General features: G+C 50.9%; 21 protein-coding genes, 1 pseudogene and 1 riboswitch. Of the genes and pseudogenes, 21 read left to right on the top strand and 1 reads right to left on the bottom strand.

The window, feature by feature from the left end:
• Nucleotides 1-76: 76 nt before the first annotated feature.
• The 19 genes from PPOP_RS03870 (at nt 77) to PPOP_RS03780 (ending at nt 16,260) form a co-directional block, all read left to right on the top strand.
• On the top strand, nt 77-640 hold the full coding sequence (locus PPOP_RS03870) for a manganese efflux pump MntP (protein WP_006284747.1): 564 nt from the start codon (nt 77-79) through the stop codon (nt 638-640).
• A 68-nt stretch (nt 641-708) separates the two neighbouring features.
• A complete protein-coding gene (locus PPOP_RS03865; RefSeq protein ID WP_006284746.1) occupies nt 709-1,302 on the top strand; it encodes a low molecular weight protein arginine phosphatase in 594 nt (197 codons plus the stop codon).
• A gap of 44 nt (nt 1,303-1,346) precedes the next feature.
• A riboswitch (ZMP/ZTP riboswitch) is annotated at nt 1,347-1,430 on the top strand.
• Nucleotides 1,431-1,712: 282 nt separating this feature from the next.
• Complete coding sequence (gene rpiB / locus PPOP_RS03860; RefSeq protein ID WP_006284745.1) at nt 1,713-2,171, top strand: ribose 5-phosphate isomerase B; 459 nt, start codon at nt 1,713-1,715, stop codon at nt 2,169-2,171.
• Nucleotides 2,172-2,194: 23 nt separating this feature from the next.
• Nucleotides 2,195-2,764: a TIGR01440 family protein gene (locus tag PPOP_RS03855; RefSeq protein WP_006284744.1), complete on the top strand. Its 570-nt coding sequence runs from the start codon at nt 2,195-2,197 to the stop codon at nt 2,762-2,764.
• Between the two features lie 73 nt (nt 2,765-2,837).
• Complete coding sequence (locus tag PPOP_RS03850) at nt 2,838-4,088, top strand: serine hydroxymethyltransferase (protein WP_006284743.1); 1,251 nt, start codon at nt 2,838-2,840, stop codon at nt 4,086-4,088.
• Nucleotides 4,089-4,249: 161 nt separating this feature from the next.
• A complete protein-coding gene (gene upp / locus PPOP_RS03845) occupies nt 4,250-4,879 on the top strand; it encodes a uracil phosphoribosyltransferase (RefSeq protein ID WP_006284742.1) in 630 nt (209 codons plus the stop codon).
• 56 nt (nt 4,880-4,935) lie between these two features.
• Entirely contained in the window at nt 4,936-6,090 is a 1,155-nt protein-coding gene (gene wecB, locus PPOP_RS03840) for a non-hydrolyzing UDP-N-acetylglucosamine 2-epimerase (protein WP_006284741.1), read from the top strand.
• Between the two features lie 175 nt (nt 6,091-6,265).
• Nucleotides 6,266-6,499 (top strand): AtpZ/AtpI family protein, encoded by a 234-nt coding sequence (locus PPOP_RS03835; RefSeq protein WP_006284740.1) that lies wholly within the window; start codon nt 6,266-6,268, stop codon nt 6,497-6,499.
• Nucleotides 6,492-6,869, top strand: coding sequence for an ATP synthase subunit I (locus PPOP_RS03830; protein WP_006284739.1), 378 nt, complete (start codon nt 6,492-6,494; stop codon nt 6,867-6,869). Before PPOP_RS03835 ends, PPOP_RS03830 begins: the two co-directional genes overlap by 8 nt.
• Before the next feature lie 30 nt (nt 6,870-6,899).
• Nucleotides 6,900-7,685, top strand: coding sequence for a F0F1 ATP synthase subunit A (gene atpB / locus PPOP_RS03825; protein ID WP_006284738.1), 786 nt, complete (start codon nt 6,900-6,902; stop codon nt 7,683-7,685).
• 98 nt (nt 7,686-7,783) lie between these two features.
• Nucleotides 7,784-7,996 (top strand): F0F1 ATP synthase subunit C, encoded by a 213-nt coding sequence (atpE, locus tag PPOP_RS03820; protein WP_006284737.1) that lies wholly within the window; start codon nt 7,784-7,786, stop codon nt 7,994-7,996.
• Nucleotides 7,997-8,088: 92 nt separating this feature from the next.
• Nucleotides 8,089-8,574: a F0F1 ATP synthase subunit B gene (atpF, locus tag PPOP_RS03815; protein ID WP_006284736.1), complete on the top strand. Its 486-nt coding sequence runs from the start codon at nt 8,089-8,091 to the stop codon at nt 8,572-8,574.
• Entirely contained in the window at nt 8,571-9,113 is a 543-nt protein-coding gene (locus PPOP_RS03810) for a F0F1 ATP synthase subunit delta (RefSeq protein WP_006284735.1), read from the top strand. The genes atpF and PPOP_RS03810 overlap by 4 nt, the downstream gene beginning before the upstream one ends.
• A gap of 36 nt (nt 9,114-9,149) precedes the next feature.
• Nucleotides 9,150-10,664: a F0F1 ATP synthase subunit alpha gene (atpA, locus tag PPOP_RS03805; protein ID WP_006284734.1), complete on the top strand. Its 1,515-nt coding sequence runs from the start codon at nt 9,150-9,152 to the stop codon at nt 10,662-10,664.
• Nucleotides 10,665-10,767: 103 nt separating this feature from the next.
• Complete coding sequence (gene atpG, locus PPOP_RS03800) at nt 10,768-11,628, top strand: ATP synthase F1 subunit gamma (RefSeq protein ID WP_006284733.1); 861 nt, start codon at nt 10,768-10,770, stop codon at nt 11,626-11,628.
• A 44-nt stretch (nt 11,629-11,672) separates the two neighbouring features.
• Nucleotides 11,673-13,079: a F0F1 ATP synthase subunit beta gene (gene atpD / locus PPOP_RS03795; RefSeq protein ID WP_006284732.1), complete on the top strand. Its 1,407-nt coding sequence runs from the start codon at nt 11,673-11,675 to the stop codon at nt 13,077-13,079.
• Nucleotides 13,080-13,146: 67 nt separating this feature from the next.
• Nucleotides 13,147-13,563: a F0F1 ATP synthase subunit epsilon gene (locus PPOP_RS03790; RefSeq protein ID WP_006284731.1), complete on the top strand. Its 417-nt coding sequence runs from the start codon at nt 13,147-13,149 to the stop codon at nt 13,561-13,563.
• 1,193 nt (nt 13,564-14,756) lie between these two features.
• Nucleotides 14,757-15,002: a hypothetical protein gene (locus PPOP_RS03785; RefSeq protein ID WP_006284730.1), complete on the top strand. Its 246-nt coding sequence runs from the start codon at nt 14,757-14,759 to the stop codon at nt 15,000-15,002.
• A gap of 67 nt (nt 15,003-15,069) precedes the next feature.
• Complete coding sequence (locus tag PPOP_RS03780) at nt 15,070-16,260, top strand: M48 family metallopeptidase (protein ID WP_042227337.1); 1,191 nt, start codon at nt 15,070-15,072, stop codon at nt 16,258-16,260.
• A gap of 414 nt (nt 16,261-16,674) precedes the next feature.
• Here PPOP_RS03780 and PPOP_RS19970 read toward each other — a convergent pair.
• A pseudogene (locus tag PPOP_RS19970) lies at nt 16,675-16,861 on the bottom strand (ATP-binding protein); the annotation flags it as partial.
• Between the two features lie 846 nt (nt 16,862-17,707).
• Between PPOP_RS19970 and PPOP_RS03775 the strand changes: the two are divergent.
• Both PPOP_RS03775 and PPOP_RS03770 read left to right on the top strand, forming a co-directional pair.
• Nucleotides 17,708-18,283, top strand: a complete 576-nt coding sequence (locus PPOP_RS03775) for a helix-turn-helix transcriptional regulator (protein WP_234399664.1) — start codon at nt 17,708-17,710, stop codon at nt 18,281-18,283.
• Between the two features lie 31 nt (nt 18,284-18,314).
• Nucleotides 18,315-18,974: a cysteine peptidase family C39 domain-containing protein gene (locus PPOP_RS03770; protein ID WP_006284727.1), complete on the top strand. Its 660-nt coding sequence runs from the start codon at nt 18,315-18,317 to the stop codon at nt 18,972-18,974.
• Nucleotides 18,975-19,051 lie beyond the last annotated feature (77 nt).

The following is a 19,051-nucleotide window of genomic DNA, read 5'->3' as shown; positions in this document are numbered from 1 at the left end:
CTTGTTGAAGGACTTGTCATCATTGCCTCCATGTTCGCATACGCTGATCCCAGACGATGGACAAGGGGAGAACGCGATGTGGGAGACGGCAGTACCGGCAGGCCAGTGGATTACAATCGTCGTCATGGCCGTGGCACTTGGTTTTGACGCCTTTTCACTTTGTCTAGGTCTCGGCATGAGAGGGGTACGGGCGGCGGAGATGCTCCACATCAGCGGAATTATCGCACTGTTCCATGTCGGGATGCCGCTGCTTGGCGTCTTGACGGGCCATTATATCAGCTCTATTCTTGGACATGTGGCGGTGATGGCCGCCGGCGCACTGCTCATTTTGCTGGGCGGACATATGATCTTTAGCTCTTTTCAGAACGGGCCTTCGGGCACTCTCTATGCGATGTCGAGCTGGGGAATGCTGCTGTTTGCTGGGAGTGTAAGCGTTGATTCATTTTCCGTCGGCGTGTCACTGGGCATGTTCCATACGAACCTTATGGTGACTATTGTTGCCTTCGGCCTGGCCGGGGGAGCGATGTCCGTCATGGGATTGGTGCTTGGCCAGCGGGTCGGGGCCACCATCGGCGAATACGGAGAAGCGGTCGGAGGAGCGATTCTACTCACCTTCGGCATTCTCTTTTTACTGCCGTAACGGATGAGCTGTGAGTCCGGACGTATTCGGGTACGACATTTATATACCATCCAAAGGAGTGACGGCCTATGAACCGGATATTATTCGTATGTACAGGCAACACCTGCCGCAGTCCGATGGCGGAAGCGATGCTCCGCCAATTGGCCGCCGATCGGGGGCTGGAGATGGAGGTCAAGTCCGCGGGCGTATCGGCATGGGACGGAACGCCGATGTCGGATTATGCCGCTGCCGTGTTGAAGGAGCATCATATTGCGGGATACGGAACGTTTGCTGCGAGGGCGCTGAGCGAAGCGGATGTGGCTTGGGCCGATCTCATCTTGACGCTGACGGTCAGCCATAAGCGCCATGTGTTGCAGCGATTCCCCGCAGCGGCCGACAAGACATATACGATAAGGGAGTACGCGAAACTGGGGGAAGGCGGTTCCGGGGAGCGAGATCGGCTGCAAGAGCTGGCCGCCAAGCTGCAGATGAAGCAGGAGCTGGGTCAGGAGCCGACGCCAGAGGAGCGGGCGGAGCTGGCCGAACTGGAGCGGATCTGCCCGAATCCGGATGTTGCGGATCCGTTCGGCGGTTCGCTGGAGGAATACCGGATGACCGCGATGCAGATTCGGGAGGCGCTGCTCGTCGTGGTGGACAAGCTGGCCCTGCCTGACACAAGGTAATTGCATTTCCGCAGCGCATCCATTAATATCGGAATGAGATGAACGGCGCTCGTTGCAACTGGCGACGGAAGTGGGAGAACCACAGTGGAGCATCGAGTGATATACGGCCGGTCGCCTGGGCGAAAGAGCAATGTATGGTTTGCGGCCATGCTATGCTCTTTTTCTTTTTTGAGAGGCAGTTCAAAAAGCCCGCTTTTGATCACGAAGTGAAAAGGAAGGAACACGGCATCGAATCTTGCGCGCAGTAAGTTTTGCACAGTAAAACTCGTACGAACGCATTCGCTTCGATGCAAAATGATAGGGAAGACGCGGGCCAACGATTCGAAAATTGGTTATAATGGACAGACAGCATATTGTTTCCTGATGGGGCTTCGGCCTCGCTCAGGGAATGATGGGATGGAGGGAACATAATGAAGATTGCAATTGGAGCGGATCATGCCGGTGTGAAGCTGAAGGATGGCATTATCGCAGTAATTCGGGAACTGGGGCATGAGGTGGAAGATTTCGGCTGTCATTGCACGGATTCGGTCGATTATCCGGATTATGCCGTGCCTGTCGCCAAGAAGGTGGCCGCCGGCGAAGCCGAACGCGGAATTCTCATCTGCGGGACCGGGATTGGCATGTCCATCGCCGCAAACAAGGTGCCTGGCGTACGCTGCGCGCTCGTGCACGATCTGTTCAGCGCGAAGGCGACCCGGGAGCATAATGATTCGAACGTGCTCGCCATGGGGGAACGGATCGTCGGTCCTGGCCTGGCGGAAGAGATCATCCGCGTCTGGCTCGGCACGGAATTCAGTCGAGGGGAGCGCCATGCAGGCCGCATCCGCAAGATCGAGGAAGCCGAGTGCAAGTACAACCTGGCGCCGTAGCGCATCATGAAGGAGGAAGCGACATGAGTTCTTCTTATGAGCGACAGGCTGAGCAGGCCGCCCGGGAATTGGCCGCTGCAGCGGGACTTGCCCCGGGCCAATTGGTCGTTATCGGCTGCAGTACAAGCGAGGTGGCTGGCGCGCGGATCGGCACTGCCGGCACGCTTGACGTTGCCCGCATGCTGTTCGACGGGCTGAATGTGCTGCGGACCGAGTTCGGCCTGCAGCTCGCTTTTCAATGCTGTGAGCACCTGAACCGCGCGCTAGTGGTGGAGCGCCGCACGCTGGAGCAATTCCGGCTGGAGGAGGTCGCCGCGGTGCCTGTCCCGCATGCGGGCGGTTCAATGGCGGCGCAGGCGTACCGCTTGCTGCCGGACGCGTGTCTGGCCGAGTCGATTGAGGCGCATGCCGGCATCGATATCGGCGAGACGCTGATCGGCATGCATTTGCGCCGCGTGGCCGTCCCGCTGCGAACGGAGCTCCGCTTCATCGGCAGCGCTAGGGTGACGATGGCGGCGACGCGACCGAAGCTGATCGGCGGCGAGCGGGCGATCTATTGCCTGCTGGACGATAGCGGAACCTCATGCGATTGACGCCGCTCGCGGCTTATGTTCGCAAGGTTGATCTCTGAATGATGATGAAGGATGAAATGGGAGGGCTTGGCCAATGGTAGAATATGTACGACAATCGGATCCGGAAGTGTTGAAAGCGATGGACTTGGAGTTGCAGCGTCAGCGGAACAATATCGAGCTTATCGCCTCGGAAAATATCGTAAGTGAAGCGGTCATGGAAGCGATGGGGACCGTCCTGACGAATAAATATGCGGAAGGCTATCCGGGCAAGCGCTACTACGGAGGCTGCGAGCATGTCGATATCGTCGAGGACATTGCGCGCAACCGTGCGAAGGAGCTGTTCGGGGCCGAGCATGCGAATGTGCAGCCACACTCCGGCGCACAGGCGAACATGGCGGTCTATCTGGCAGCCCTGAAGCCGGGAGACACGGTCCTTGGCATGAATCTGGCACATGGCGGCCACTTGACGCACGGCAGTCCGGTGAATGCTTCGGGCTTGCTGTATCACTTCGTAGCCTATGGCGTAGAAGAAGACACCTTCCTCATTGATTATGACAAGGTGCGCAAGGCCGCGTTCACACATCGTCCCAAAATGATCGTTGCCGGCGCCAGCGCCTACCCTCGCATCATCGACTTCGAAGCGCTTGGCTCCATCGCCAATGACGTAGGCGCGCTGTTCATGGTCGATATGGCGCATATCGCCGGTCTTGTGGCCACGGGTTTGCATCCGAGCCCGGTCCCGCATGCGCACTTCGTGACGACGACGACGCACAAGACGCTTCGCGGTCCGCGCGGCGGGATGATTCTGTGCCGTTCGTCCTGGGCGCAAGCGATTGACAAAGCCGTTTTCCCAGGCACGCAAGGCGGTCCGCTCATGCATGTGATTGCATCTAAGGCCGTCGCGTTGGGCGAAGCCCTGCAGCCATCCTTCAAGCAATATACGGCACAGGTCATCGAGAACGCGCAAGCGCTGGCGGCCACTCTGATCGAAGAAGGACTGAACATCGTATCCGGCGGCACCGACAATCATCTGATGCTGATGGATACGCGCAGCGTCAACATTACCGGCAAGGATGCGGAGAAGGTGCTGGATTCCGTGGGCATTACCGTGAATAAAAACGCGATTCCATTCGATCCGACAAGTCCGTTCATTACGAGCGGCATCCGCATCGGCACGCCGGCTGCCACGTCGCGCGGCATGGATGTCCAAGCGATGCGCACGATCGGCAAGGTGATTGCCATGACGCTGAAAAATCCGGCCGATGAAGCAACGCTGGCGACAGCGCGCCGAAAGGTACGGGAACTGACGGCGCAATACCCGCTATATCAGACGATAAAATATTAACCTGTCATGATAATAGGCAGTCCGGATTTTCCTGCGTCGGTAATTTCGAAAACGTGCAGTTACAAGGCGGGAATGTTATAATAGGCCTGTTTGACGATGAATATGAATCGCTGGACATTATCCAGGAAGCAACAAGAGTATAAAGCGGAGGGACATGTGATATGGGCAAATTGATCATTTGCGATCATCCTTTGATTCAACACAAATTGACACTGATTCGTGACAAGCGCACGAATACGAAAGATTTCCGCGAGTTGGTTGACGAGGTTGCGACACTCATGGCGTATGAAATTACGCGTGAACTTCCGCTGCAGACATCCATAGTGGAGACGCCAGTAGCGGAGACGGAGTGCAAGGTCATTTCCGGCCGCATGCTTGGCTTGATTCCGATTCTGCGGGCTGGCCTAGGCATGGTGGAAGGGGTAGTGAAGCTGATTCCGGGGGCCAAGATCGGACATGTCGGATTATTCCGCGATCCAGAGACATTGAAGCCTGTTGAATACTACACGAAGCTGCCGACCGATGTGCGTGAGCGGGCGCTTATCGTTATCGATCCGATGTTGGCGACCGGCGGATCGGCGATTGCTGCCATTGATGCGTTGAAAAAGCGCGAATGCACCCAGATGAAGCTGATGTGCCTCATCGCGGCGCCGGAAGGGGTTAAGGCGGTTCAGGATGCGCATCCTGACGTCGATATTTATTTGGCTGCGCAAGACGAGCGTCTCGATGATCACGGCTACATCGTGCCGGGATTGGGCGATGCGGGCGATAGGTTGTTCGGTACGAAATAAGGGTGTTAAATTTAGAGTGAAATACCAATACTATAGCCATAGCGGAGGAGAACGAAATGTCGAAGCTGAAAGTGATGACGGTGTTCGGTGTCCGCCCGGAGGCGATCAAGATGGCGCCCCTTATTTTGGAATTGCAAAAGCATCCGGACCAGATCGAATCGATCGTCTGCGTGACGGCCCAGCACCGTCACATGCTCGATCAAGTGTTGAACGTGTTCCGTATTCGGCCGGATTACGATCTGAACATTATGCAGGCCGGGCAGTCGCTGAACGATATTACGATCCGGGTGCTGCAAGGGCTGAAGCCCGTGCTGCAGGAAGCGAAGCCCGATATCGTGCTGGTGCACGGCGATACGCTGACGACCTTCCTGGCCAGCTATGCGGCGTTCATGCAGCAGATTCCGGTCGGCCACGTCGAGGCGGGATTACGCACGTGGAACAAGCTGTCGCCGTATCCGGAAGAGATGAACCGGCAGCTGACCGGGGTGTTGGCCGACCTGCATTTTGCGCCGACGGAATGGTCGGCGAATAATCTAAAGCAGGAGAATAAGAAAGAGTCATCGATATATGTCACAGGCAACACCATTACAGATGTGTTTCAATATACAGTACGTTCCGATTACACTCATGAGGTGCTGGAATGGGCACAGGGCAAGCGCCTTGTGCTGATGACGGCTCACCGCCGGGAATCGCAAGGGGAGCCGCATCGAAATATTTTCCGTGCCGTCCGGCGCATCGCCGATGAATTCGAGGATATCGCCATCGTCTATCCGGTACATCCAAGTCCGGCCGTTCGCGTTCCGGCGCATGAGATGCTGGGCGATCACCCGCGGATTAGGCTGATCGAGCCGCTTGATGTTGTTGATTTCCATAACATCTATCCGCACACGCATCTTATCCTGACGGATTCCGGCGGCATGCAGGAAGAGGCACCATCGTTTGGTGTACCTGTTCTTGTGTTTAGGGACACAACCGAGCGCCCGGAAGGCATTGAGGCGGCCACGCTGGAGCTTGTCGGCACGGACGAAGAGAGGGTGTATAGCCGAACCAAACAATTGTTGACCGATCAGGAGCTGTATTCCCGGATGAGCCAAGCGGCAAATCCATACGGAGATGGGAAGGCATCCCAGCGTATTGTCAGTGCGATTTTTCATGGTTTTGGGCGGACAGCGGAGCGTCCGGATCCTTTTCACACAAAGTTCACAATTTGAATTTGAAGCGTCTTCTATACCCTAACATAGCAGTATACAGTGAACTGTACGGTTTATGCGGATTTTTACATATCGAGAGTCAAAAAATTGAACATTTTATCCTCATAAACACAAGGTTTTTTCGAATTGACAAAATCTCATATAGTTCAGTAAAATGAATGGGAATTATTAGTCTATGAAGACGTCGAAACGCAATGACAGCGCTTGGTTCATCGCTCTTAGCATCAGCGGAGCCGGCATCATGCTTGCCGTGTACATCGTCATGGGATACTTTGCAGGGAAATGGCTGGCGCACATGTTGGACGGGCCCAAGCTGTGGCTGGCCGTCGGCATGATCGCCGGGATGTGTTTTGGCATCATGAACATTGTTTATGTTGTTAGGAAGTTCATGGGGGAACAAGATGAATGAGTTGACTTCGATTGTCCATGCCGTAACCAGAGTGGCATTTATCCTGATGTCGATGTCCCTTCTCGTATGGGCTTTTTCACCGGAGCACCGCCCTTATGCAGCGGGCTTGACGCTAGGAACCGTCGCCGGCCTCATTAATGCGCGCTATTTGTCGATGAAGGTAAGACAGTTGGCCGAACTAACTGCCAGTGAGACAAGGCAAAGGTTCAATCTTGGACTCGTTACGAGAATGTGCGTCGTTCTCTTGGCCGTGATGGTCGGCATGAAGTTCGAACAGGTGTCGCTTCTATCGACCATTGTGGGACTGATTTTCATGCAAGTCATGACCATTATCGTCAGCGTCATTATGGAATGGAGAAAAGGTGAATAAGCAGCTTATTGGAAAGGGGTGAACACATTTATGCACTCAGCACCGATTATCGAGGTTGGCGGGATACCGTTGGATTTATCCATCGTACTCACGCTATTCCTCAGTGTAGTCATCGTATTCATCGTTGCACGATTGGCCGTCCGCAATCTGTCGGTCGAGAACCCTTCCAAAATGCAGAACTTCATGGAATGGGTTGTCGAATTCGTACAGGGGATTATCGGCAGCGCGATGGACTTGAAGAAAGGCCTGGCATACCTCTCTCTGGGGATGACGCTAATTTTGTTTATTTTTGTCTCCAACATGCTGGGATTGCTGTTCGCAATTGTCACGGAGGCGCACCACCCGGTAACGATCTTCGGCAAGGAGATCATTACGACGAGCCAACAGGTCTTCGACGAGCTTGCTGCCAATGGCAAACCGTTGCACGTCGAACTGCTATGGTATAAGTCGCCTACGGCAGATATCTCCGTAACCTTCGGTCTGGCGTTCATGGTCTTCGTCATCGTGACCTTCCTGGGCTTGAAGAAGAACCGCAAGCATTACTTGAAGCATTATCTCGAGCCGTTCCCGATTTTCTTCCCACTGAACATTGTGGAGAACCTGGCGAAGCCGGTCGCGCTCGCTATCCGTCTGTACGCGAACATTTTCGCAGGGGAGATCCTGATTGCGACGCTCATCAGAACGGGCGTATTCGGGATTCCGTTCCTCGCGGCGTGGCAAGGATTCAGTATCTTTATCGGCGCCTTGCAGGCTTTCATCTTCACGATGTTGACGATGGTCTACATCGCGCAAGCGTCCGTGCATGAAGAGCATTAACAACCTCTGCCGAATCCATCATTTTGATGAGCTACTTCGGGTGAGACCAATAACATAAGCAATTCACAAATACATGAATTTTGAGGAGGATTTTTGTAATGGGTATGTTAGCAGCAGCTATTGCAGTAGGTTTGGGCGCATTGGGCGCAGGTCTTGGTAACGGGATGATCATTAGCCGTACGGTGGAGTCGATCGCCCGCCAACCGGAAGCCCGCAACATGTTGCAGACGACCATGTTTGTCGGTGTCGGTATCGTCGAGGTTATTCCGCTCGCGGCTACAGTTATCGCATTCCTGGCATTCTTCTCTTAATGAATCGACAAACGGTCTGGCGGGGAAGGCCGATGCCATCCGCGCCTTCGTTTTGTAAATGCGCGTTATGTTAACGGAAAGGAGTGACTGTAGTGGAGTTTGTGTGGTCAAGTTTCGTATGGGCGATCATCGCTTTCCTCATCCTTTATTTTTTGCTTCAAAAGTATGCGTTCGGGCCATTGTTCGGCGTGATGGAGAAGCGACGCGAGCTGGTGAAGCAGCAGCTTGAAGAGGCGGCGAACAGCCGGACGCAAGCGCAGGCGCACATCGAGGAGCAGAAGCAGGCTCTCGATTCTGCCCGCAAAGAAGCTTATGATATTATCGAGCAGGCGAAGCAAACCAGCGCCAGACAGGCCGACGACATCATCGGTCAAGCGAAGGCCGAGACAGTACGCTTGAAGGAAGAAGCAGCCCGCGATATCGAGAGCGAGAAGCACAAGGCTGTGGCTGCCCTGCGCAATGAAGTTAGCGGCATGTCTGTCACCATCGCCTCGAAGCTGCTTCAGAAGCAGGTGGACGAGAAGGATCAGGATCAATTGGTTGACCAGTACCTGAAAGAGGTAGGGGGCAAACAATGAGCAAAGATATAGCGAAGCGTTATGCCAAAGCGTTGTTCGACCTGGCGTCCGAGCACAAAGTGGTTGCCGAGACGGAACAGCAATTGAAGGCTGTCGTTGAAGTTATGAATTCGACTTCGGAAATGTATATTCTGTTCTCCGCGCCGAACATTGATGTCAGCGTGAAGCAGGCCATTCTTCGGCAGGCGTTCGAAGGCGAAGTATCCGAGACGGTCCTGAATACACTGCTGCTCCTGACGGAACGGGGTCGCATCCGCATCCTTCCCGAGCTGGCGAACCACTTTGTCCGCATCGTCGGCGATGTAACCGGCGTGACTGACGCCTACGTGACTACGGCCTTTCCGCTGGACGAAGCCGGGAAGCAAGAGGTTGCCGCCCAATTCGGACAGATGCTCAACAAGACGATCCGCGTTCAGAATGTGGTCGATGCTACGATCATTGGCGGCATGAAGGTGCGCCTCGGCGACGTCTTGTATGACGGAAGCTTGTCCGGCCAACTGGAACGTATTCAAAAAACGTTGAAAACACAAGTACGTTAAACACGATATAAGCACGGAAGAATGGGGTGAAGCGAATTGAGCATCAGACCTGAAGAAATCAGCACACTGATTAAAAGTCAAATTGAGAACTACAAGGCTGAGATCGAAGTGGCCGAAGTCGGCACGGTTATCAATATCGGTGACGGTATCGCCCGCGTTCACGGTTTGGAGAACTGCATGGCGGGGGAGCTGCTGGAGTTCTCCAACGGCGTCGTAGGCATGGCTCTCAACCTGGAGGCAGGCAACGTTGGTATCGTTATTCTTGGTCCTTACACCGATATTCGCGAAGGGGATCAAGTTAAGCGTACGGGACGCATTATGGAAGTGCCGGTAGGCGAAGCGCTGCTTGGCCGCGTCGTGAATTCGCTCGGACAGCCGGTTGACGGCAAGGGAGAAATCGCGACAACGGAATTCCGTCCGGTGGAAGCGAATGCGCCAGGCGTCATCGACCGTAAATCGGTCCATGAGCCGATGCAGACCGGGCTTAAAGCGATTGACTCGATGGTGCCAATCGGCCGCGGCCAGCGGGAACTGATCATTGGTGACCGTCAGACCGGCAAGACAACTATCGCTATCGATACCATTATTAATCAAAAAGGCAACGGTGTTAAATGTATTTACGTCGCTATCGGCCAAAAGCAATCGACCGTGGCTCAAGTCGTAGAAACGCTGCGCCGCCATGGCGCATTGGAATATACGATTGTCGTTACGGCAGCGGCATCCGAACCGGCGCCGCTTCTCTTCTTGGCACCGTACGCAGGCTGCGCGATGGGCGAGTATTTCATGTACAAAGGCGAGCATGTGCTGGTCGTGTACGACGATCTGTCCAAGCAAGCGGCGGCATACCGCGAGCTCTCCTTGCTCCTTCGCCGTCCTCCGGGCCGAGAGGCTTATCCGGGCGACGTCTTCTATCTCCATTCCCGCTTGCTGGAGCGCGCAGCGAAGCTGAGCGACGAGAATGGCGGCGGCTCCTTGACGGCATTGCCGTTTATCGAGACGCAGGCGAATGACGTATCAGCGTACATTCCGACGAACGTCATCTCGATTACGGACGGGCAGATCTTCCTGGAGTCCGATCTATTCTTTGCCGGCCAACGTCCGGCGGTTAACGTCGGTATTTCCGTATCCCGCGTAGGCGGGGCGGCTCAGATTAAGGCGATGAAGAAGGTCGCGGGCACATTGAAGCTGGATCTGGCCCAATACCGCGAACTGCAGGCATTCTCCCAGTTCGGTTCCGATCTGGACAAGTCGACGCTGGCCCGCCTGGAGCGCGGCGCCCGTCTGATGGAGATCCTGAAGCAGGGCGTCAACGAGCCGCTTCAGGTCGAGAAGCAGGTCGTTAGCATCTATGTGGCGACGAGAGGCCATGTTGACGATATTCCGGTTAAGGATGTGCTTCGCTTCGAGCAGGAGCTTCATATGTACCTGCAATCGAACAACGGGGAAATCTATCAATCGATTCGCGATACGAAGGATTTGACCAAAGAAAACGAAGAGGCGCTGGTGCAGGCGATCGCCAAATTCAAGAAGAGCTTCGCCGTGTCGAGCTGATGATAGAGTGAACAGGCAAGCCGGGAAGCCAAGGGCGGCCCGGCCTGCACAGGGATGAATTCCGCTTTGCCTCCCGCAAAGTGTGAAAGGCAGGTGAAGGTAAGTGGCTAGAGGGATTCTCGAAATACGACGTCAGATCAAGAGCGTACAGAGTACAAGGCAGATAACGAAGGCCATGGAAATGGTGGCGGCAGCGAAGCTTCGCCGCGCACAGGAGAAGGCGGAAGCGGCTCGTCCTTATGCGGATAAGCTTAAGGAAGTCGTCTCCAGCATCGCCGCAGGTACGCAAGGCATTCAGCATCCGATGCTCGCGAAGCGTCCGGTGAAGAAAACGGGATATCTCGTGATTACTTCCGACGGCGGCTTGAAGGGCGGCTATAATGCCAACGTGCTCCGCAAAGTGATGCAGGTCATTAACGAGCGTCATCGTTCGGTGGATGAATATGCATTATTCGTTATCGGGCGCAAGGGCCGCGATTACTTCCGCAGACGGGAGATGCCGATGGTGGAGGTCGTAACGGAACTGCCTGATTCTCCAACCTTCGCAAATATTAAAACGATAGCTTATAAAGCCGTGAAATATTTCGAAGAAGAGCAGTATGACGAGCTCAATCTGTTCTACAATGAATTCGTGAACGCGATCACGCAGGTGCCGGTCGAGAAACGTCTTCTTCCATTGGATGATGACGCTTTGGGCGGAGAGGCCACCAGTTATGAGTATGAACCTTCGCCGGAGGCGGTGCTGCATGATCTGCTGCCGAAATATGCGGAGACGCTTATTTACAGCGCGCTGCTGGATGCGAAAGCAAGCGAATTCGGCGCACAGATGACCGCCATGGGCAGCGCGACGAAGAATGCGACGAAGATGATCAACTCGCTGACATTGACTTATAACCGAATACGCCAAGCGGCGATTACGCAGGAAATTTCTGAAATCGTAGCTGGAGCGAACGCTCAAGCGTAAATTGGGTAACAGGATAGCGCAAGTTTTCAGTAGGAGGGAACGAGATGAACAAAGGACGCGTGATTAGCGTAACCGGTCCGGTTGTCGATATTGAGTTCGAACGCGGTCAACTTCCGGAGATATTGAACGCGATCAAGATTGAACAGAAATCGACGACTCCTGGCGCGCCTGACATCGACTTGACATTGGAAGCATCCGTCCATCTGGGCGATGACGTAGTGCGCTGCGTCGCGATGTCTTCGACAGATGGTCTGGTGCGCGGCATGGAAGCAACCGATATGGGGCATCCGATTACCGTACCGGTAGGCGCGGTGACATTGGGCCGTGTCTTCAACGTGCTGGGGAATACGATTGACAATGCGGGCGACGTCAGCCGCGAGCTGTCCAGCCCGATTCATAAGCCGGCTCCTGGCTTCGACGAGCTGACGACGCAAGCGGAGATTCTGGAGACCGGGATTAAGGTTATCGACTTGCTTGCTCCGTACGTCAAGGGCGGTAAAATCGGCCTTTTCGGCGGTGCGGGCGTAGGTAAAACCGTGACCATTCAGGAGCTCATTAACAATATTGCGCAGGAGCACGGCGGGATTTCCGTCTTCGCCGGCGTAGGCGAGCGTACCCGTGAAGGGAACGACCTGTATCATGAAATGAGAGACTCCGGCGTTATTAATAAGACGGCGATGGTGTTTGGTCAGATGAACGAACCGCCTGGAGCGCGTCTGCGCGTTGCTTTGACCGGTCTGACGATGGCGGAATATTTCCGTGACGAAGAAGGCCGCGACGTGCTGCTCTTCATCGATAATATTTTCCGATTCACGCAAGCGGGCTCCGAAGTATCCGCCCTGCTGGGCCGTATGCCTTCTGCTGTAGGCTACCAGCCGACGCTAGCTACCGAGATGGGACAATTGCAGGAACGGATCACGTCGACCAAAAAAGGATCAGTTACATCCATTCAGGCCATCTATGTTCCTGCGGATGACTATACGGACCCGGCGCCAGCGACGACGTTCGCCCACTTGGACGCGACGACGAACCTCGACCGGAAAATTTCCGAGATGGGTATTTTCCCGGCGGTCGATCCGCTGTCTTCATCATCCCGCGCGCTGTCGCCGGATGTCGTCGGCAAGGAGCACTATGATGTGGCGCAAGACGTGAAGAAGCTTCTTCAGCGCTACAAGGAGCTGCAAGATATTATCGCCATTCTCGGTATGGATGAGCTGTCAGAGGATGACAAGATGACGGTAGCCCGGGCGCGGAAGATTCAACGCTTCCTGTCCCAGCCGTTCCACGTTGCCGAGCAGTTCACGAACATTCCCGGGAAGTACGTGCCGGTCAAGGAAACGGTTCGCAGCTTCAAGGAAATACTCGACGGCAAGCACGACGACCTACCGGAAGCGGCATTCCTGTTCGTGGGCACCATCGAAGAAGCGGTGGAGAAGGCAAAGACGCTGTAAGCGGCTTGACGTGAGACGGGCTGTCCGGAACGAATAGTTCCGGATGGAACGGAAGGAGGAACCGCAGTTGAGCACCTTTTTATTGGAAATCGTCACACCCGATCATAAAGTGTTCGAGGATCAAGTGGACATGATTACCGTCAAGGGCGTGGAAGGTGAACTCGGCATTTTGGCAGGACATATTCCGATGGTAACACCGTTGCAGGTCGGACCGATGAAGATTAAGACCGGCAGCAAGGAGCAATGGCTTGCTGTCCATGGCGGATTCGTGGAAGTACGCAAAGACAAGGTCGTTGTCCTTGCGGAAAGCGCGGAAATGCCGGAAGAGATCGACATCGAGCGTGCAACGGCGGCAAAAGCGCGTGCGGAACAACGCCTGGCAATGGCTCAACGGAGCAAACAGGATCAAGTCGATTTTCGCCGTGTGGAATTGTCACTCCAACGTGCCGTAACACGGATCCAAGTGTCCCACAAAAAAAAGTAATATAGTTGGCAGTAGGAAAGGGGCGTCTTTTTAGCAGAATGATTTGCTAAGGAGACAGCCCCTTTTTTGTACGGGTCATGAGCCGTCTAAATAGTTGGGAGCAAATGTTCCATAAGACACAGGTGGAGAAACTGATGTAGGGGAGGAGGTATAATAGAAGTAGTGACTTGGACGTAGGAACGGGATAGATGCTCGATTTTCAAAAGAAAAAGAGAATAATTCTGCTAATACACCAAAAATAACCTTAACGACTAGCATGGATTTCATTATTCGTTTCCAATTCTTCTCCACCTCTGCGTGTGGGAATGGTGTCCGTCGTCAAGGTCTTCTGATGGGACTGCCTTTTCTCCACCGCCATTACGCAGCTTCATCGATACTACTCAGCCACCCGACTCCCTATCTCTCTTTTGCTTTTCTTGCTTGGTTTTCACTTGTACGGCATACCCGCTGGTTCCAGGAGGAGATAGGGTCTCCCGGGTTCCCGCTCATTCTCTGTTTGTAACGTGCCAAGCTCTTAGACCCCGGAGTGCCGATTCAAACTCACCAAAAATGCTCGAACCGATATTGCCTTCTGTGTGTGTAACCACATCGGCCTGTCTCCACTTATTTTTCGAGGCTCCATCACTTCAGCTTTCGCTTTCGGCCCGCTATTTTGCCGTTCTACGCTTAAAGTTATTCGTTACCGCCTAGCCTCCAAGAACTAGCTACAGGACTGCTGGTTAGGCTTTATCCTGATGGGACTTCCACCCACTAGAATTAACGACCTTGCCCGGCCGCACTACACAATTATACGGACTCAACTTTCCTGCACAGCGGTCAATTAAAGCTACTTCCATAAGCATGATCTCCAAACCATTTGAATTAATGGCGGTGGATGAAATCGAGCATCAGCATTTAACTGTTCGAGGTTCTCTACATGGGAATGTAGAGCCAGCATAGGTTTGTACACAGAATTCATCCTCAACAGTTTATTTGACGGGGTTAAGTCCACCAAAAAAAGCAACGTGTTCGCGTCATGTTAGCAGCAGTATCAAAAGTTGGCACATTGAGTAAACGTTTGCTATTTTTATGCTAGGTTTGCGTGTGAGAACTCATGAATGTTTATTTTTTTCTTTATTGAATACTTCGACATAATGTGATAATATGGAAATTATATAGTAGATTTAACCAGATTTATATTAGGAGGTAAAAAAATGATGAAAATTGCAACTGGTTTTCAAAATCTGTCTATGGAGCAGCTACTGGATGTAAGCGGTGGATATTGGGGGCAGGCTACCTTCGAAGCAATTGGGACTTACGCAGAAGCAGCTGGTAAAGGTGCTCTTGGAGGGGCAGTTGTGACTAGAACCCTACAGGGGGCAGCAATTGGAGCAGGTGCTGGTGTGGCCGTTCAAGCATACGATGATCTTAAATATCTGACAGGTAAACTATTTAACTAACGGTAAACAAGGACTGTCAGGGGGCAGTCCTTGTTTTTTACATACACAGCAGAACAAGGAGGATACTATGAAATATATGCTGTTTTTACTCATCGGCCTTATCATAAGTTTCATTCCACCTTTACTCATCAAACGATATCTTTTTCATCGACTGGCTCAAAAAGATTCAACTGAAAAAATGTTACATAGAAAGAAAATATGTGGATATATGCAAATGATGGTATCTATTGCTGGTTCAATTGTTATTGCAGTTGGTATCCTACTTATCGTGGAACAATTTCACCATCCTATAGCCATTCGAGTCATATCCAGTAAGTTTATCTGTTTTATTTTTTACTGGTTAACCGCTGTTGCCTTGTATGTATACAATCAATTCATTTATTACGAAATATATAAACAGATCCAGCAATTAGAGGCCACCAAAAGGGAAGCTTTACTCATGTCCATTAAATATATCATTTATATAACCATTGTTCCAGTAGTGGTAAAATTGATATATTTAACTCCTTTTATACAACAATTAGAACAACAAGGCGAACTTATGAAGTTTGTTATTTGGGGTAGTATTCTTTTCGGAGCTAGTATCTTTAGTCCTTATTTGATAAAAATAATATTTAACGCTATTCCGCTACAGGATGAACAATTACGGAGGGAATTAATGAACGAGATACATCGGCATCAGTTAAAAGGGGTAAAAATATACCAAATCCCCACGAGTAAATTTAAATATGCCAATGCGGCAGCGTCTGGCATCCTCGCCAAGAAAATTTTTATACTGGATTATTTAATGAAACATTTAACAGTAGAAGAAGTGAAGTGTGTATTAGCTCATGAAATTGGTCATATTAAGAAATTTCATCTGGAGATAAAAACAGCGTGTTATTTGCTTAGTTGCATTGTGTTTCTCTTTTCACTCAGTCAACTGAATCGCTTGATGCATTGGCTGTCTACCCAACCTATAAATGCAGAATATGCTTATCTTGGGTTAATTCTAGCGATAACGGTGTTTATCCCCCTCATGCTCCTGCTCCTGTACGTAAATCGATTGATATCACGGATGCTAGAACTCCAGGCAGACTGCTATGCCATTCGAAGCGGAATAAATGTTGAAGTTTATATTTCAATGTTAAACAAACTTATGGAACTAAGCCACGCACAGAAGGAGCCGAACAAACTAAGCAGCGCATTTCAAACCCATCCTTCTTTTCAAAAAAGTATTGAAACGGTGAGACAATGTGCTTATCAAGACGGATTGTAAAATGAAACCTAACGATAGGAGGGTTTTAAGGGGCTGACAAGTGCCTTTTTGCATCTAACTTCAGCATTTTTACGCTGCAATTCTAGGCATTTTTAGTATGCAATAAACAGCCGGGCAAGGTCGTTCATTCTAGTGGGTGGGAATTCCATCAGGGCAAAGCCTAACCAGCAGTCCTGTAGCTAGTTCTTGAAGGCTAGGCGGTAACGAATAGCTTTAAGCGTAGAACGGCAAAATAGCGGGCCGAAAGCGAAATGCTGAAGTGATTGGGCCTCGAAAATACGTGGAGACGGGCCGATGTAGTTACACATACAGAAGGCGAAATCGGTTCAAACGTTATGGTGAGTTTGGACGGGCAAACCCGGGAGACCCTATCTCCTCCTGGTGTCAATATCGGATGAAAATTCCCCGAAATCATCAGTCGGCTTCAGCTTCTCCTGTCGGTTCAGAGCGGACAAACCCGGCTTTTTTCTTTTCCTTGATGCGATAGCTCTCTCCCTTGATGTTGACGGTGCTGGAGTGGGTCGAGAATGGCCGTCGCCAGCACCGTGTCACCGAAGATGTCGCCCCAAGCACCCAATGTCTTGTTGGACGTGAGCATAAGATGATTATGAGGATTTTACTACCGATTTTCACATATTATCGTTTCGCAGAAAGTGAACCGCCTATCGGCAGAATGACGGATGAATTGTTGCAGCCTTCTATCTGCCTAAGCATATCACTCGACATGCTACGGAATTCCCCATGCTTCTCACTTCCCGCTTAATTTTTCATAAGAACTGCATTAGATTCACTTCTACAAACTTTGACATACAAATCATCTCCCTACCTTTTTATTTTATGTTGCACTTAAATTATATAAAGGGACTTTTATTTGTCAAATATCCCCTTTGGGCTGTTTATTTAAGACATCCCTGACTTCTATAATGGTAGGACGATTTATAATGTAAATGAGTGTCCGTATATTGTGGAAATGGCATATTCTGTTATATGAAGAAGGCCCTATTTAAATCCCTCAAAAAATATCCCGAATGGGGTCTTGTTTTTTACTACACCCATTATTATGATTAATTTATGTATTTAAGGTAACAAATCCTAGTTAGTGGAAATGAATCATAACAAAGTTAAATTATTATCTATTACTCAGTATCAGGTATAAGGGGGATCATACAGGGAAATGTACGAAAACAATTGGATTATGCTCAACGAATGTAAAAACCAGATAGTTACGAAAATAAATGCTGAATTTGATCAATTTATGTACCTTCATGGCTGTGATCACTTTACGGGGGATACAGGGAAAGAGTCATATCGTCATAGGGAAAGTAGACCTAGTCAGGAGAAGGATGTACTCGCAATCGTAAGGCAAGAGCTTAGTACTTTTGTGAATCCCGCAACATTTCCACTCTTATTTTATTATTTGGATCGGGAGTGCACCCTATTGGAAGTGATGGGGGACGAGCAGGAAAAGACTCAATTAAGCGCAAGCCAAATTGAAATCGGTTTCCGGTTCACGGCTGCAAATACAGGAATTCATAGCATCACACTTTGCGCCAGTTCGGGAGATTCGGTTGTAATTATATCGCAGGAACATCATTTACCATTGTTTCACCACCGCATTTCGTTATGTAGGCCGATTGTCGTAACTAAAAAAAGAGTCGGATATCTTGCCATGTCTTATTGTGCAGAACAAAAGGACGGCTTCTTTGCGAAAATGATGGTGGATATGGTTACGACCCGAATCATGAAGAGAATAGAGGCCCATTTCAGATTCAAGTCATACCAATTGACGACGCGAGAAGAAGAGGTAGCTTTGCAATGGATGAGAAGCGAGAGCATTACAAATATTGCCGCACGATTATGTATTACGGAAGGGACGGCAAAAAATTATGTGAAACGAATATATAAGAAGACCGGTGTCCGTAGCAAAGGGGAGTTCATCTTGAAATTACTAGACATGTATGAAGGAAATGTGGAATTATTGTCTCACCAATATCCCTGTGCGAAGAGCCGGATTATGTCTTAGGGAATGGAATACACATGACGGAAGTGAGCGCATGAATCGATGTAAACGTTATATATGTGTAGAACAACATGATAGTAAAGACTGTGGTGCCGCGTGTTTAGCTACGATTTCAAAACACTATGGCTTGCAATTGCCGCTATCTCGCATCCGTGAGGCAGCGGGAACAGATACACAAGGCACGAGTGCTTACGGGTTAATTCAAGCTGCACAGAAGCTTGGATTTTCTGCCAAAGGAGTGCAAGGAGATCAGGAAGCCTTTTTCTCCCCATTTCCGCTGCCAGCGATTGCGCATATAGTTACAGACCAGTCTTTGCTTCACTATGTTGTCATTTTTAAAATTACAAAGCGGCAGGTTCTGCTTGCAGATCCAGCCCAAGGAATCGTTAAATGTTCACCTGAGGCGTTTTTTAAGATGTGGACGGGAGTTTTCATCCTGCTAACGCCCGCCCCTCATTTTAAGAAAAGGAATGAAACAGAGGGCCTTTTTTTTCGCTTTTTTAAACTGATTGTCCCCCATAAAAAACTATTATTTTATATTTTTTGGGCATCGATTTTATATAGTTTTATGGGCATAGCCGGTGCATTTTATGTTAAGTATTTGCTGGATGAGATTATTCCTTATACGCTCGAGAAGATGCTGCATATAGTTTCAATAGGCGTGATCATCCTTATTTTATTTGACGGATTGTAAAATGAAGTGCGACACCTTCTGGGAATAAAAAACAAAGGGCCCATGGCCGGATTCGTGTAGAATGAAAGTTCTCACCA

This window comes from Paenibacillus popilliae ATCC 14706, assembly GCF_000315235.1.
GTDB classification, from domain to species: Bacteria; Bacillota; Bacilli; order Paenibacillales; family Paenibacillaceae; genus Paenibacillus_B; species Paenibacillus_B popilliae.
Note: the sequence above shows the minus strand (reverse complement) of the source record. Positions and strands in the feature narration are given on the sequence as shown.

Excerpts from the sequence above, each read along its gene's own strand:
- PPOP_RS03870 (WP_006284747.1), top strand. The coding sequence starts at position 77 with ATGTGGGAGACGGCAGTACCGGCAGGCCAGTGGATTACAATCGTCGTC.
- PPOP_RS03865 (WP_006284746.1), top strand. The coding sequence starts at position 709 with ATGAACCGGATATTATTCGTATGTACAGGCAACACCTGCCGCAGTCCG.
- rpiB (WP_006284745.1), top strand. The coding sequence starts at position 1,713 with ATGAAGATTGCAATTGGAGCGGATCATGCCGGTGTGAAGCTGAAGGAT.
- PPOP_RS03855 (WP_006284744.1), top strand. The coding sequence starts at position 2,195 with ATGAGTTCTTCTTATGAGCGACAGGCTGAGCAGGCCGCCCGGGAATTG.
- PPOP_RS03850 (WP_006284743.1), top strand. The coding sequence starts at position 2,838 with ATGGTAGAATATGTACGACAATCGGATCCGGAAGTGTTGAAAGCGATG.
- upp (WP_006284742.1), top strand. The coding sequence starts at position 4,250 with ATGGGCAAATTGATCATTTGCGATCATCCTTTGATTCAACACAAATTG.
- wecB (WP_006284741.1), top strand. The coding sequence starts at position 4,936 with ATGTCGAAGCTGAAAGTGATGACGGTGTTCGGTGTCCGCCCGGAGGCG.
- PPOP_RS03835 (WP_006284740.1), top strand. The coding sequence starts at position 6,266 with ATGAAGACGTCGAAACGCAATGACAGCGCTTGGTTCATCGCTCTTAGC.
- PPOP_RS03830 (WP_006284739.1), top strand. The coding sequence starts at position 6,492 with ATGAATGAGTTGACTTCGATTGTCCATGCCGTAACCAGAGTGGCATTT.
- atpB (WP_006284738.1), top strand. The coding sequence starts at position 6,900 with ATGCACTCAGCACCGATTATCGAGGTTGGCGGGATACCGTTGGATTTA.
- atpE (WP_006284737.1), top strand. The coding sequence starts at position 7,784 with ATGGGTATGTTAGCAGCAGCTATTGCAGTAGGTTTGGGCGCATTGGGC.
- PPOP_RS03810 (WP_006284735.1), top strand. The coding sequence starts at position 8,571 with ATGAGCAAAGATATAGCGAAGCGTTATGCCAAAGCGTTGTTCGACCTG.
- atpD (WP_006284732.1), top strand. The coding sequence starts at position 11,673 with ATGAACAAAGGACGCGTGATTAGCGTAACCGGTCCGGTTGTCGATATT.
- PPOP_RS03785 (WP_006284730.1), top strand. The coding sequence starts at position 14,757 with ATGATGAAAATTGCAACTGGTTTTCAAAATCTGTCTATGGAGCAGCTA.
- PPOP_RS03780 (WP_042227337.1), top strand. The coding sequence starts at position 15,070 with ATGAAATATATGCTGTTTTTACTCATCGGCCTTATCATAAGTTTCATT.
- PPOP_RS03775 (WP_234399664.1), top strand. The coding sequence starts at position 17,708 with ATGGGGGACGAGCAGGAAAAGACTCAATTAAGCGCAAGCCAAATTGAA.
- PPOP_RS03770 (WP_006284727.1), top strand. The coding sequence starts at position 18,315 with ATGAATCGATGTAAACGTTATATATGTGTAGAACAACATGATAGTAAA.